The following is a 13,531-nucleotide window of genomic DNA, read 5'->3' as shown; positions in this document are numbered from 1 at the left end:
ATAAAAATTTAAAAATATTAAAAAATTTTTTAGTTACGTGATTGCCATAACCCTGTTTTTTTGGACTAGCATAATTTTTTTTAAGTTTAAAGTGTTTTATAAATTATTTGGAAAAAATTATTTTTTGGTAGTAATTTTCAATTAAAATGCAAATTAAATGGAGATTTACCCCACCTTCTTTTTTTTCCATAAGTAATAAGAAATAAATAAGAGAACAAGAACAATAAGAGGGGTGATCACTTTTTGCATTGGATCGCCAACAAAGTAATGTGATAAAGCGGCTCCAATTAAGTTAATTGTAAAGCCAGCATAGGCCCATTCTTTTAGGACATTGATTCTATTATACAGAATTGCTAAAATTCCGAGTGTTTTAGCAGTACCAAGTATAATTGACATGTAAACAGGATAACCTAGTACTCTTAATCCTTCAATCATTTGAGGATTTGCAGTAAAATAATTATAAACAGCAAAACCCATTAATATTAAAAATGGTAACGTTACAGTCCAATACAAAATTTTGTATTTTTTAGCAACAGTCATAAATAGATCTCCTATAAAACAACATGTCGAACGTGATCACCAATTGGCGATGTAAAAAAATCCTCAATGCGCTGTCCTTGAAATGCAATGAGCGCCGCTTTTTTACCAATTTCAATTGAACCATAATTTTTTTCTGCTCCTAAAGCGTAAGCGGCATTGATTGTGATTCCAGCATACACCTCGGGCAAAGAAAATGCACAGTGCGTTAATGCAAGGTAACAAGAAAACCAAATATTGTTTGCAATGGCACTACCTGGATTAAAATCACTTGCGATAGCAACGCGCACTCCTGAGGAACGCCATTTTTTAGCATCGACATAAGGCAAGCGACTAAAGAAACTTGTTGCAGGAAGTGCAACGGCTGTAACGCCTAATGAACTGAGTCTTGCGAGGTCAGATTCTGTAGAATATTGACAATGATTCACAGTGAGAACGCGACCTTTTTGTCTGCGTTTTGTGGCAGTTTGTTCGACCCTACGTGCAAGTTCTGCAGCAAGCTCAGCGCCGCCACTGCGAGAAAATTCATCAGCGTGAATATGGACATCAAGGCCATGTTGAAGTGCAGCACCTAACCATCTTTCAGATTGCTCTTTTGTAAAATAATTTCGCTCTAAAAAAATATCTGCCGCCAATGGAAGGGCAATATTATTTTTACACGCGGCCTCGCCGATTGCGGCAACGTTTGGGAGGTCTTCAACTAAAGCTTGAATGTAGTTATCAAGCCCACGGTATTCGGGGCTCGCTGCATGGGGACCAAGGTAAGTTGGTGCTAAGGCAGGCAATAAAACAGAATGGTCTTGATTGTAGGCATTGTACAATGCCTCGAGCATTTTTAGTTCTTCACTCGGCTTTAAGCCGTATCCTGTTTTTGCTTCAAGAAGGACAACGCCTTTGGCTAAAGAATCCTGAGCATTTTGAATGTAGTTTTGGGTTAATTTTTCTTTGTTGACAGCGCGCGTGGCTTTCATTGTTGCTGCAATGCCTCCACTTTTTGCAGCAATTTCTTCGTAAGTCATTCCTTGAGATTTAAGGACAGTTTCATCAGCACGGCTTCCGGCAAAAATAGAATGTGTATGGCAATCAATAATGCCAGGCATTAATACAAGTTCTTGCGCGTCAATCACTTTAAAGCTACTGGTGTCTTCTAACTTTTTGAATAAATTTTCACCAATCGCATGAACGAAGCCATCTTTAATACACACATCACAATTTTTTAAAATGGACAAATCTTTTGTTGTCCAATTATTATTTTCGACTTCTTTCCAGTTTTGCATGGTTACAATACATGGTGAGTTCTGAAAAAGAATATTTTTATTATTTTTTGTAGACCAAATTTTTGCTGCCATGTGTCACCTCTGTTTGTAAACGAAAGCGAGGATAAAAATAAGGAGAATCGGCTCTCACACAGCGATTCATATGTTCCTGAGCAATTTTTTGGGAACTTTCGTAGCCAGCATCCGCGTGCCGAAAAATTCCCATTGCAGGGTCAAACGTTAAAACTTTTGTTAGTCGTTCTGCCGCTTCGTGGCTACCGTCAGCAACAATCACCATGCCTGCATGAAGTGAGTAGCCCATACCAACTCCTCCGCCATGATGAAAACTAACCCACGAGGCGCCACTTGCAATATTGCCAAATGCATTCAGAATTGCCCAATCGGCAACTGCATCGCTACCGTCTTTCATGCTTTCTGTTTCGCGATAGGGGGATGCAACGCTACCGCAATCTAAATGATCTCTTCCAATAACAATAGGGCATGTAATTTCGCCTGAATTTACCATCTGATTTAAGAGTAATCCTGCTTTCAGTCTATCTCCATACCCCAACCACAAAATTCTGGCAGGCAAACCTTGTGTAGAAATCTTTTTTGGTGCAAGAGAAAGCCAGCGTTGAATATCGCTATGTTCAGGAAAAAGCTGCATCAATGCAGCATCCGCTTTTTTGAGATCAACTTCGCTGCCGCTTAACATTGCAAAACGAAATGGGCCTTTGCCCTTACAAAATAAAGGGCGTATATATTGTGGTACAAATCCTTTAATGTCAAAAGCATTTTCCACCCCTTGTTGTTTTGCAATGGCACGAATGTTGTTGCCATAGTCAAAAGTTGGAATTCCTCTTTTTTGGAGTTCGAGTAAATATCGAACATGTTGCGCAATGCTACGTGCCGCATCGTGTGCAACTTTTTGAGGGTTTTTTAGGCGTTGTTCTTTAACTTGCTCTATGGAATATCCTTGTGGAACATAACCAAATCTGGGATCATGGGCAGATGTTTGATCGGTAACAAGGCTTGGTAAAAAATCATTGCGTTCTAAGAGCTTTGGTAAAATATCTGCCGCATTGCCAATAATTGCAAGGCTTTTGGCATTGCCTTCAGAGAGATGGCGTTTTAAAGAGTGCATTGCTGATTCAATGTCTTCGTGAATTTCATCAAGATATTTTGTTTTTAACCGCATTTCTGCGCGGCTTCTATCAACTTCTACACCCAAAAAGCATGCGCCTGTAAGCACTGCAGCAAGCGGTTGCGCACCACCCATTCCGCCAAGACCGCTCGAAAATACATAACGTCCTTTGGTGTTGCCCTGATAATGTTGTTGAAATGCCTCATAAAAAGTTTCATAAGTGCCTTGCACAATGCCTTGAGAGCCAATGTAAATCCAGCTCCCAGCAGTCATTTGGCCATACATCATCAATCCTTGCTTTTCTAAATAATCAAAGTGTTCCCAGTTTGCCCACTGTCCAACAAGGTTGCTATTGGCAATTAAAACACGTGGGGCATTGTGCCAGGTTTTGATGCGAGCAATGGCACTGCCACTTTGCACCAACAAAGATTCATCATCCTCAAGTTCGCACAGCGCATGGGTCATTGTGTGAAAATCAGCAATTGAGCGAGCAGCCTTTCCGCGTCCGCCATAAACAATAAGTTCTTCAGGGTTTTCAGCAACTTCTTTGTCTAAATTATTAAGGAGCATGCGCAGAGCGGCTTCTTGGAGCCATCCTTTTGTGTGGAGGGTTGAGCCATGAGGCGCAGGATTTCCTGGAATAAATTTTTTAGTTGAATGATGGTTTATATTATGGGTAGACATAACAGAACCTCGCAAAAAGTGGGGAAAACGATAAAGATTTGGTTCGGAGTCATAATGCAATCAAAATTACCCACAGAGTACATTGTTCCTGAAGAATTTAAAAATGATTTAGGAAAATTAACTAATGCTCTCAGTGATTTTTATACAAGTGCGCGCATCGCTAGGATGGAAAATATATTATTAAAAAGAAGCAGGCAAGTTTTAACAGTATTTGAAAATACGCATCATGGTCATAACATTAGTGCAATTTTAAGAACTATCGATTCTTTTGGATTTTTAGATCTTTTTTTTCTTTATAGTAATCGTGATATGCGATTTCGCTCTGCAGATACGGTTGATAGAGGAGCGAGTCAGTGGCTGATGCCAAGAGCGTTGTTGAGTATTTCGCAATGTGCAAGCATTTTAAAAAAAAGCAATTATAAAATTGCGTTGGTGACATTGCCTGATTTTTCGAGAACATCAGAAAATTATTTAGAGTCAATTCCTTCTTTTTCTTCGCAGATGTTTGCTTCAGATGATTTTAAAAATTTTGTTGGGCAGCAAAAAATTGCATTAATTTTTGGTAGTGAGCTACACGGTGTTTCTCCAGAATGGAATCAGTTTGCAGATATGTATGTTTCGGTAAATATGTATGGTTTTTCTGAATCGTTAAATGTATCTGTGTGTGCAGCAATCATTTTGCAGTCACTGAGAGAAAGTTTGCAAAGTTATCAAAAAAACTTTTTCTTAAATGAAATAGAAAAAAGTTTAATTTTTGAAAGTTGGATTGCTAAAAATTACGCATCAGCTTATTCCTATTTGGCTAAACGTAAACCAGAACTTATAAATTGGTATGAGTTTATTGTTGCCGGGAAATTTTTTCAGCCTAATTAAGTTTATCTCATTTTTTAAAAAGTATGCAGAAAAAACCATATGTAAAAACCATTTTTTTTACATATAGATAAAAAATGCCTAGAAACAAAACTCAGACTTGGTTGTGATGAGTCGATACTGGATAAAAGTATTTATAAAAAAGGTACTTTAAATGGAAATAGGTCAGTTAAACATTCATATAGTTGAAGATGATAATGATTTGAGAGAGCATCTTATTAAAGAATTTGTTTCCTTAAATCATTCGGTTTCGTCTTCGCAAAATTTTTATGAAGCCAAAAAATTTATAGAAAATTGTGGTGTTAATCAAGACTTGTTTTTAATTGATTTGCAGTTGCCTGATGGTGATGGATTTTCATTAATAAATCAAATTAGAGATGTAAATAAACTATCTTCTGTTGTAATAATGACAGCATATATTAATCATAAAATTTTTAGAAGAGCAATTCAGCATAATTGTTACGATATTGTAGAAAAACCATTTTCTGTTAAAAATGACATTATTCCTATTTCAAAAAGATGTTTAAGATATGTTTTTATTGAAAAAGAAAATGAATATTTAAATTCTAAATTATTGCATATGGCAAAACTTGCTGATTTAGGAGAATTGTTTGCAACTGTTGTACATGATGTGAGAGGTCCTTTAACTACAATACAGTTAATTTGCGAAGATATTTTAGATGAATTTAAAAAAGAAAATAACATTTCTGGTGATTTTTTAAGTTCTAATGTTGCAGGTATTGAAAAAGCCACAAAAAAAATTAATAAACTCATAGAACATTTAAGAAATTATGCAAGAAATGATAAAGGCGAAGTAGAAGAGAGTAAAAATGTTGTTGAGTTAATTGAAAATTCTTTATTTTTAGTCAAACAAAAAATTAAAAAGTTTGGAATTAAGGTAATTTTAAATAATGAAAATTCTGATGTTGAAATAATTTGTTATCCAAATCAATTTGAGCAAATGTTAATGAATTTAATAAGCAATGCTTGTGATTCTATGAAAAATACAGCAAAAAAGAATTTAACCATTTCATCTTTTTTTAAAAATAATTTTTTAGAAATCACGATTCAAGATACAGGAGAAGGAATACCTCAAGAAAATATGCCTAAAATATTTCAAAGTTTTTATACAACGAAACCTAAAGGTGAAGGAACTGGCTTGGGTTTAAGTATTGTTAAAAATATTGTATCAGAACACTCTGGAGAGTTACTGTTAAACTCCAAGGTTGGAGAAGGCACCGCTTTTATTATTAAGTTGCCTGCTGCAAAAGTGGTGTTTAACAATGTGTTGGTACATGAGGCATCTTAAAAGTAAACACAAGGTTTTATATTAATGAATTTAAATAGTTACGAATTTGCTGATGAAGAGCATATTAGAAAAGAAAAAGCTAAGGTTAAACAAGCTAAAAAAAGTAGGTGGTGGCAGCAAAAATGTGCGGCAGGAATTTGCTATTATTGCAAAAAGAAATTTTCGTTTAAAGAATTGACAATGGATCATATTGTTCCATTAGCGCGCTTTGGCACAACGACTCCTGGTAATGTTGTGCCAGCGTGTCGTGAGTGCAATAAAAATAAGGGCGTTGACACTCCTGTTGATCTCATTTTAAAGAAAGATATGCTAGAATAAGATAGAGTTATGAAATACCCAAATTAAGGTGATAGAAAAAATGGCTGCTAACGTCATTGAACTGTCTTCAAATATGAATTTTTTAGTCGTTGATGATTCTCCAGCATCGCGAGAGGGTATTGTAAAATCATTAAAAACTTTAGGTTTTAAAAATGTTTTTGAAGGAGTGAGTGAAGGAGAGGCGTTAAAATTTTTGCAAGAAAAAAATTTTGATTTTGTGATTTGCGAAAAGAATATGCGGCAAATAAATGGACTCGAATTTTTAACTGAAATGCACGAAAATGTAGATATTAGAAGAACGCCAATGCTGATGCTTGGTCAAGAAATTACTAAAGAAGAGGCAATGCAATTTCCAGAAGCAACTCCTGATGGATTTTTAAGAATGCCTTTTGTAATGAAAGATCTCTCTACGCAAATATCACAAACATTAGTGCGCTATCGTGATCCCAATAATATTGATGCAGACTATGAATTAGCGCGCGATCTTTATATAAACGGGGAATATGAAAATTCCCTTCAAACATATAAAACAATTATCGAAAAAAACTTGTCATCTGCTCGTGCATTTGTAGGTATTGCTCGTTGTTATAGAGCGCTCAATAATATTCCAGAAGCAGAAAAAAATCTTAAAGTTGCAATGCAAAATAATAAATTTTATGTGCAAACCTATTTTGATTTGGGAGTTTGTTTTCTTGCTACCGATAGAAAACAAGCTGCACTTAAATCTTTTGATCAGGCTATTCAAATTAACCCCAAAAATCCTATTCGTTATGAAGAAGCGGCAGCAGTTTTAACTCGATGTGAGTTGTATGAAGAAGCAGAAAGTTATTTAATGCGTGCTATTAATATGAAAATTGTTTATCCTAAATTGTATGCTCAAGTTGGTAGAAATTTTTTAGCCCAAAAGAAAAAAGATAAAGCGTTGGATTTTTTACAAAGAGCGGTTGAGCAAGATCCCAAAAATCCGAGTTTTTTAAATAGTATTGGCATTTGCTATAAAGAAATGGGTAAATACGAAGACTCAATTTCGAGCTATAATCTTGCATTGAAAATTACTCCTAATGATGTTAAAATAATGTATAATAAAGTTCTTTGTTTAGTTACTATGAAAGATTACGATCGGGCAAAAAAAGTTTGTCAGCAAATTTTAAAATATGATCCTAAGTTTGAACGTGCGCAACAAAAAATTATAGAAATTGATAAACTCGCTGAAATACCAGCTGATCCTAAATACAGAGGGGTTATACCAAAATAATTATGAGTGCAGAAACAGAATTTCCATTTTTAGATGAAAATATTGTTAACAACATGAAAGAACTTGGTAATGGTGATGAAGAGTTTGCAAATAGACTTCTTATTGTGCAGCTTATGTCTGTGTATTTAGATAATCTTCCAGAAAGAACTCAAGAGTTAACAACAGCGATGCAAAAAAAAGATTTGCCTGTTGTTGAACGTTCTGCACACACTTTAAAATCGAGTTCGCGATTAATCGGTTTGGTTGCCATTGCAGAAGACTGTCAAAAACTAGAAGATTTGGCATTTTCTAAAAGTCTAAATGGTGCAGACCCTATTTTTTTAAGAATTATTGATGCGAGTAAAAAAATTCCAGATGTAATAAAAAATAAAATAAAATCTTTGGAGTCAAAATAAAAGAGGTAGAAATTGGCTACAAAAAGTGTACTCATAGTTGATGATGCCCCAGAAACAAGAATATTCTTAAAAGGAATTGTTAATTCTTTAGGTTATTCGTTTTTTGAAGCAAAAACAGGGTTGGATGCGCTTAAAATTTTAAATGATCATGCAGTTGATTTGGTGATCCTTGATGTGATGATGCCAAACTACGATGGTTATCAAACAATGGAATTTATAAATAAATTAAAACAAAAACGTAATATTAAAGTTGCTTTTTTTAGCGGAAAAAAAGGTGATTTGGATTTAGAAAAAATTCAAGAATTAAAGCCAGATGATTTAATACACAAAACAGTAGAAATTCAAGTTCTAAAAAATAAATTAAAAAAATTGATTGAGGGCACTGCTGCGCCATTTAAATTAACAATACCCTCTGCAAATACTCATGCGTCTGCTTCGAGTTCTTCTGGCGAGCAGCAAAGCAATAACGCAAGTTCGGCTAGCGGGGGGGCACAAACAGCAAAGCCCACAGCTGCAGCTGGCGCATCGCAAGCAGCTCCATCAACTAAGCCAGCAGCTTCTGGCGCAGAAACTAAAAATGTAGATTATTCTGGAACAATTACTAATATGCCAATTGTTCTAGAAATAAAAGTATTAAAAATAATACCAGCAGGGTTACAGTTTTCTGCAAAGTTTCAATTTAAGGAAGGTGCTGAATTATCTATTGATTGTCCAAATGCAGCCAGTGCTCTTAAGAAATCAGGCATTTTACAAGTTAAAGTGCAAAGCTGTGTTGCCGAAAAAGACTATTTTATTGTGAATACCGTTTTAGCTTAAATAAAAAGTTTTTTAATTTCTTCTAAGTACTCATCAAGGGCAAAAGAGAATATTTGAGATTGCGATGAAAAAGAAACAATAGCATTTAAATTTGCATCAGCCTTGCTTGCAATTTTAATACGCTCAAAAAATTTAAGATTAACATTTTGTAATTTTTCAAAAAAATCTGGAATTTGTTCTAAATTCCAATCGCTATTTTGTCCTGATTTGTAGTTAAAATACTGTTTGAGCAAATAATACGCCGTCCACTAAGTTTGTTGGCAACATAGATAACCAAAAATAAATATTTATACGGAAATTGATGAATATTGAAAACAGGATATGCTGCAGTTAACATTCGTACTTTCTTTTATAAAAGGACACTGCAGCACAATGAATAATGTACAACAACTTATGGATGATTTAAAGAGAATACCTCAAAATAAATTAAGTTTTAATCTTTTACGTCGATTATTTATAATTTTTTTATATTCCGTAGGATTTTCTGAAAAAAAGATTGAAACTTTATTATGCCTTTCAAGAGGACGGGCAAATTATTGGGTTTCAAACTATAAGAATAATGGTATTTATTTTTTACTTGATAAACCACGTTCTGGTCGTCCATCCTTTGTAAATAAAGAAGAAGTTGAAATTTTAAAAACTGAAATCATTCAATTAAATTCTGAATTTAATGAGGAAAAAGTTGTTCATGCCCAAATAATAAATAGTATTATAGAATCCAAAACGAAATTAAAAAAAAATTTAGTAAAAGTGGGTTATACAAGTTCCTTCAAAGAACATTAATAAGAAGAGTTGTTCCAAGAACAAAGCATATAAAAAATGACCCAGAAAAAATGGCCGAATGGATTAAAGATTTACCAAATAAAATTAATGAAATTAAAGTAAAAAATCCAGGAAAAAAAATAAACATAGATTTTCAAGATGAATCACGATTTGGACAAATGACAATAAAATCTGGTATTTGGAGTCCTTTCCCAATCAGACCAGAATTTAAAACTCAAATGGGTTATTTAAACTCATGGATTTATGCTACTGCTAACAAAGATACGGGCAAATATTTTGGAATGATATTACCAAATTTAAATGTTGAAAACATGCAAATTTTTATCAATGAGTACTCCAAGACCGTACCTAAGAATGAGCATATTATTATGATACTAGATGGAGCTAGTGCACATAAAAGCAAAAAATTAATTTTACCCCAAAATATATCATTTATTTTTTTACCTTCATTTTCTCCAGAGTTAAATCCAATTGAAAGGTTATGGAGTTATTTTAAAAGGAATCACTTATCATTTAAAATTTATAAAGATTATGAAGATCTCGTTCAAAAATGCTCTAGTGGTTGGAATCAATTAACACAAAAAATTGTCAAGTCAATTATGAATTCAAAACCTAAGGCAAGCTTATGTTAAAAACTTAGTGGACGGCGTATAAGTAGAAACATTTCGAAAAATAGTTTCTTCTAAGGATGCAAAAGGCAAATGAAAATAGGCCATGCCTTTCATTTCTCCTAAAATAGGGCAGCCGCTTGTTGCCATCACAACCCCTAGTAATGATTTTAAAGCAGTTTGCGCATCGCAAGTTTTTAGATAGGTTCGGTTTTCTGTTTCAACAGAGGTTTTTATGATATCAGTTGATAAAACATCTTTAAAATGGTTCATCGCTTCTTTTACGTCTAAAGCGGCAGGACATTTTTTTATAATTTTATCATCTAGAGTGCAGTTTTCACATTTATGATAACTCAAATTGGTCCATTCTGTGTGATCGTCTCTTGTTGACAAATCAATATTTTGATTTCTATTAAGATCAATTAAAAACTCTAATGTTTTTAAATTATTAAATTCAAATTTATAATTAATTTTAGTCAATATCTTCCTCGTGATACATTGCTGCACAAAATTAAGTAGCAAAATAATTTCGTAATAAAGTGTAAAAAAAATAAGATCTTTAATTATTAATGTCAAAAAACTATCAATATAAAGGTTATTTTTTTATTAAATTCGGAAAACATTACTTTTTACCGATAACAGAAAATGATTGAATATAAATAAATTGTAAGGATACATGATTATGTTTGTTGCAATTGAAAATGCAATACAAAGCATAAATCTACAAACAAAAAAATTTGTAATTTTATTTTTAATTGCAATTGGATTTTTGTTGGGCTTTCTTCCAAATTATTCTGACATTGTAAACTCAACTAAAAAATTTGAATACATTTTTTATATTGGAAATATACTGTTTTCTTTTTCTTTGCTGTCATTTTTTGTGATAAGAAGAAGGTTTTCTAAAAAAGTATTTTTTAGAACGCAATTTTTTACAATAATTTCTTTATTGTTATTAATAAATTTAAATCAAATAATTAGGATAGGTTTTGTTGATTTAAGTGATAATAAATTTATATTTAGTGAAGTAATTATTGTTTTTTTGTGGTTTATGATTGTATTAAATATTTCATATATGTTTATTATTAGTTTTAATAATTTTATGGCTTATGATATAAAAAATAAAATAAATCCAGCATATTATTTTTTAATGATAATATTAATTGTTATTCAGTTATTCAACATTTTAAATATTGATATAATGTATTCTATTATTATTGCAAAAATTTATCCACTTATTCTATTAATTACTTTTCTTGATATTTTACCGCAAAATAATGAAAAAAACGAGTTGGCTTTTACTACATTATTTTCTACAATTATTTGTGTTAGCATTGATTTGGGATTTTCATTTAACAAATTACTAAATTTAAATAATTTTTTATCCGAAATAATGATTTTTTTTGTATTGCTTATTTTGGCGTATAGAAATATTAATAAGTTATCTTATGAGTTTAGAAAAATTAATGATTTTTCTATTAAACTTGCGCGAAAAATGGGTGAGCTGAGTTTAATGCATATTGAAGCGCAAAAATCAGAAATAGCAAAAGAAAATTTTTTAGCAACAATGAGTCACGAAATTCGCACTCCTGTTAATGGAATAATTGGTCATGCAGAGCTTTTAGCTAGCACTCAGATTGATGAAGAGCAGCAAAGACTTCTGAGTATGATTACAATAAGTAGCAACAATTTGATGAAGCTCGTTAACGAAGTGCTCGACTTGCCTAATCTACTTTCAGGACAAGTTGTATTAAGTAAAGAAGTGATTTCTGTTTCTGAACTTGTTGAAAGTGTGATTGATGTAGTGAGTCCTAAAAGTTTTGAAAAAGGACTCGATCTCACATATTTTATTGAACCATCTGTACCGTGCGAAATTATTGGCGATTACAAAAGAATAGGACAAATACTTTTAAATTTATGCAATAACGCTTTAAAATTTACGGCAAAGGGCGAGGTGTTTATTGGTGTTACCCAAATTGATCAAATTGATGAAAATCATGTTGAATTATTGTTTGAAGTAAAAGATACAGGAATTGGTATTTCTGCAAACCAAATTAAAAAACTTTTTAAAGCTTACTCTCAAACTGATGCCTCTGTTTCAAGAAAATTTGGTGGTACTGGTTTAGGCTTAGCAATTTCTGCTCAGTTGATAGAATTGATGAAAGGTAAAATTTGGGTAGAGAGTGTTGTGGGCAGAGGAACTCGTTTTTTATTTACTGTTAAATGTGAAATCTCAAAAGTTAAAAAAGAAGAAAATAAACACAATTACGAACAATTTGTTGGATTAAAATGTTTATTGGTATCAGAAAACCCAACAATGAGATATATTTTAGGTAGAAGATTTTTACAATGGAAAATAGATGCAAAAATAATTTCAAACTTTGATGATATTCAAAGGTTAATTGGATTTGAGCAATTTAAATTTATTATTGTAGATATTGGTGCAGAAAGCAAAAAGGCGAGTATTTTTTTAAAAGTAAATCAAATCAATCCAATTGGTAAAATTCCTTCAATAGCGTTAGTATCTTTAGGAAAAAATGCCACTCCTGATTTGCATCTCATTACTGATGAAACAATTACCAAGCCCTTAAAAACGGAAATGCTTGCTAAAGCAATTTTAAAGATACTAAAAAGTAAAAGTAAAAATAATGATAATGAAAAGCAAACTGAAATTCCAAAAGAATCTAAAGATTTAAAAAATATTATGTTTTCTGATTTTCAAAATAATTTTTCACAAGAAGTTATTAAAAGTGTAAAAATACTGATTGCAGAAGATAATCCAGTAAATCAGAAATTAGTACTGAGTTTGTTTAAAAAAATTGGTTTTATACCTAAACTTGTAGAAAACGGAAAATTGGCTGTAGAAGAAGTTGAAAAAGATGACTATGATTTGGTTTTTATGGATTTACAAATGCCAGAGATGGATGGTATTCAGGCAACAAAAAATATAATCATAAATTTTGCAAATCGTAAACGCCCTAAAATTATTGCCTTAACAGCCAACGCAATGCCGGGAGATAAAGAAAGGTGTTTAGCGGCGGGTATGGATGATTATATTTCAAAGCCAATTCAGTTGCAGTTATTAATTGATACATTATATCTATGGATGAATAAGTTAAATTTAAAAGAATTAAAAAATGTTTCTAATCCAGTAGAGCAGAATAATTTTAAAACTAAAGAAAATTTAAAATTACTTGTTGCAGAAGATAATCCGGTAAATCAAAAATTAATAATGAGTATTTTAAAGAAACTAGGTTACTCTGCTACTTTAGTAGAAAATGGCGCTCTTGCATATGACGCTGCACTTAAAGATGAATATGACATTATTATTATGGATTTGCAAATGCCAGTTATGGATGGACTTGATGCTTCGCGTAATATTAAAACCAATGAAAAAATCAAAAAAAAGCCAATAATCATTGCATTAACCGCAAATGCAATGGAAGGGGATCGTGAGCGCTGCTTGGCTGCAGGAATGGATGAATACATGACCAAACCAATTCAAGTTAAATTACTAGAGGAAAATTTAAAAAAATGGGGAAAAATTAAGTAACAAGAA

Annotated in this window: 14 protein-coding genes; 9 read left to right on the top strand and 5 right to left on the bottom strand. The window is 32.4% G+C overall.

All coding sequences use genetic code 11. The annotated features are described in order from the left end of the window. Positions 1-165: 165 nt before the first annotated feature. Genes Spiro2_RS09100 through hutU form a run of 3 tightly spaced genes read right to left on the bottom strand, consistent with a single transcriptional unit; the run spans position 166 to position 3,621 of the window. On the bottom strand, positions 166-540 hold the full coding sequence (locus Spiro2_RS09100; RefSeq protein WP_338635449.1) for a DoxX family protein: 375 nt from the start codon (positions 538-540) through the stop codon (positions 166-168). An 11-nt stretch (positions 541-551) separates the two neighbouring features. Beyond that, positions 552-1,886 carry an amidohydrolase family protein gene (locus tag Spiro2_RS09095; RefSeq protein WP_338635448.1) on the bottom strand — a complete coding sequence of 445 codons (1,335 nt, stop codon included), beginning with the start codon at positions 1,884-1,886 and terminating at the stop codon, positions 552-554. After that, on the bottom strand, positions 1,855-3,621 hold the full coding sequence (gene hutU, locus Spiro2_RS09090; RefSeq protein ID WP_338635446.1) for a urocanate hydratase: 1,767 nt from the start codon (positions 3,619-3,621) through the stop codon (positions 1,855-1,857). The genes Spiro2_RS09095 and hutU overlap by 32 nt, the downstream gene beginning before the upstream one ends. Before the next feature lie 54 nt (positions 3,622-3,675). Between hutU and Spiro2_RS09085 the strand changes: the two genes are divergently transcribed. The 6 genes from Spiro2_RS09085 (at position 3,676) to Spiro2_RS09060 (ending at position 8,584) form a co-directional block, all read left to right on the top strand. After that, positions 3,676-4,494 carry a TrmH family RNA methyltransferase gene (locus Spiro2_RS09085; protein ID WP_338635445.1) on the top strand — a complete coding sequence of 273 codons (819 nt, stop codon included), beginning with the start codon at positions 3,676-3,678 and terminating at the stop codon, positions 4,492-4,494. A 151-nt stretch (positions 4,495-4,645) separates the two neighbouring features. Next, positions 4,646-5,800, top strand: coding sequence for a hybrid sensor histidine kinase/response regulator (locus tag Spiro2_RS09080; RefSeq protein ID WP_338635444.1), 1,155 nt, complete (start codon positions 4,646-4,648; stop codon positions 5,798-5,800). 24 nt (positions 5,801-5,824) lie between these two features. Continuing rightward, on the top strand, positions 5,825-6,118 hold the full coding sequence (locus tag Spiro2_RS09075) for an HNH endonuclease (RefSeq protein ID WP_338635443.1): 294 nt from the start codon (positions 5,825-5,827) through the stop codon (positions 6,116-6,118). A 40-nt stretch (positions 6,119-6,158) separates the two neighbouring features. Further along, complete coding sequence (locus Spiro2_RS09070; protein WP_338635442.1) at positions 6,159-7,373, top strand: tetratricopeptide repeat protein; 1,215 nt, start codon at positions 6,159-6,161, stop codon at positions 7,371-7,373. Positions 7,374-7,375: 2 nt separating this feature from the next. Then, positions 7,376-7,768 carry an Hpt domain-containing protein gene (locus tag Spiro2_RS09065; RefSeq protein WP_338635441.1) on the top strand — a complete coding sequence of 131 codons (393 nt, stop codon included), beginning with the start codon at positions 7,376-7,378 and terminating at the stop codon, positions 7,766-7,768. Positions 7,769-7,780: 12 nt separating this feature from the next. Continuing rightward, entirely contained in the window at positions 7,781-8,584 is an 804-nt protein-coding gene (locus tag Spiro2_RS09060; RefSeq protein WP_338635439.1) for a response regulator, read from the top strand. Here Spiro2_RS09060 and Spiro2_RS09055 read toward each other — a convergent pair. Continuing rightward, on the bottom strand, positions 8,581-8,817 hold the full coding sequence (locus Spiro2_RS09055; protein ID WP_338635438.1) for a DUF6901 family protein: 237 nt from the start codon (positions 8,815-8,817) through the stop codon (positions 8,581-8,583). The two genes, Spiro2_RS09060 and Spiro2_RS09055, sit on opposite strands and share 4 nt — an antisense overlap. Before the next feature lie 139 nt (positions 8,818-8,956). Between Spiro2_RS09055 and Spiro2_RS09050 the strand changes: the two genes are divergently transcribed. Together Spiro2_RS09050 and Spiro2_RS09045 are read left to right on the top strand one after the other, a co-directional pair. After that, positions 8,957-9,367 carry a hypothetical protein gene (locus Spiro2_RS09050; RefSeq protein ID WP_338634792.1) on the top strand — a complete coding sequence of 137 codons (411 nt, stop codon included), beginning with the start codon at positions 8,957-8,959 and terminating at the stop codon, positions 9,365-9,367. Then, positions 9,301-9,999: an IS630 family transposase gene (locus tag Spiro2_RS09045; RefSeq protein WP_338637753.1), complete on the top strand. Its 699-nt coding sequence runs from the start codon at positions 9,301-9,303 to the stop codon at positions 9,997-9,999. The genes Spiro2_RS09050 and Spiro2_RS09045 overlap by 67 nt, the downstream gene beginning before the upstream one ends. On the opposite strand, the gene Spiro2_RS09040 is transcribed toward Spiro2_RS09045, so the two are convergent. Further along, positions 9,991-10,455 carry a DUF6901 family protein gene (locus tag Spiro2_RS09040; RefSeq protein WP_338635437.1) on the bottom strand — a complete coding sequence of 155 codons (465 nt, stop codon included), beginning with the start codon at positions 10,453-10,455 and terminating at the stop codon, positions 9,991-9,993. The genes Spiro2_RS09045 and Spiro2_RS09040 overlap by 9 nt on opposite strands. 202 nt (positions 10,456-10,657) lie before the next feature. On the opposite strand from Spiro2_RS09040, the gene Spiro2_RS09035 reads away from it, so the two are divergent. Beyond that, positions 10,658-13,525 carry a response regulator gene (locus Spiro2_RS09035; RefSeq protein WP_338635436.1) on the top strand — a complete coding sequence of 956 codons (2,868 nt, stop codon included), beginning with the start codon at positions 10,658-10,660 and terminating at the stop codon, positions 13,523-13,525. Positions 13,526-13,531 lie beyond the last annotated feature (6 nt).

The organism is Spirobacillus cienkowskii (genome assembly GCF_037081835.1).
Taxonomy (GTDB): Bacteria; Bdellovibrionota_B; Oligoflexia; order Silvanigrellales; family Silvanigrellaceae; genus Silvanigrella; species Silvanigrella cienkowskii.
Note: the sequence above shows the minus strand (reverse complement) of the source record. Positions and strands in the feature narration are given on the sequence as shown.

What these genes read in the sequence shown, in the direction of transcription:
- Spiro2_RS09065 (WP_338635441.1), top strand. Translation starts at nt 7,376, where the DNA reads ATGAGTGCAGAAACAGAATTTCCATTTTTAGATGAAAATATTGTTAAC.
- Spiro2_RS09050 (WP_338634792.1), top strand. Translation starts at nt 8,957, where the DNA reads ATGAATAATGTACAACAACTTATGGATGATTTAAAGAGAATACCTCAA.
- Spiro2_RS09095 (WP_338635448.1), bottom strand. Translation starts at nt 1,886, where the DNA reads ATGGCAGCAAAAATTTGGTCTACAAAAAATAATAAAAATATTCTTTTT.
- Spiro2_RS09085 (WP_338635445.1), top strand. Translation starts at nt 3,676, where the DNA reads ATGCAATCAAAATTACCCACAGAGTACATTGTTCCTGAAGAATTTAAA.
- Spiro2_RS09035 (WP_338635436.1), top strand. Translation starts at nt 10,658, where the DNA reads ATGTTTGTTGCAATTGAAAATGCAATACAAAGCATAAATCTACAAACA.
- Spiro2_RS09100 (WP_338635449.1), bottom strand. Translation starts at nt 540, where the DNA reads ATGACTGTTGCTAAAAAATACAAAATTTTGTATTGGACTGTAACGTTA.
- Spiro2_RS09075 (WP_338635443.1), top strand. Translation starts at nt 5,825, where the DNA reads ATGAATTTAAATAGTTACGAATTTGCTGATGAAGAGCATATTAGAAAA.
- Spiro2_RS09070 (WP_338635442.1), top strand. Translation starts at nt 6,159, where the DNA reads ATGGCTGCTAACGTCATTGAACTGTCTTCAAATATGAATTTTTTAGTC.
- Spiro2_RS09080 (WP_338635444.1), top strand. Translation starts at nt 4,646, where the DNA reads ATGGAAATAGGTCAGTTAAACATTCATATAGTTGAAGATGATAATGAT.
- hutU (WP_338635446.1), bottom strand. Translation starts at nt 3,621, where the DNA reads ATGTCTACCCATAATATAAACCATCATTCAACTAAAAAATTTATTCCA.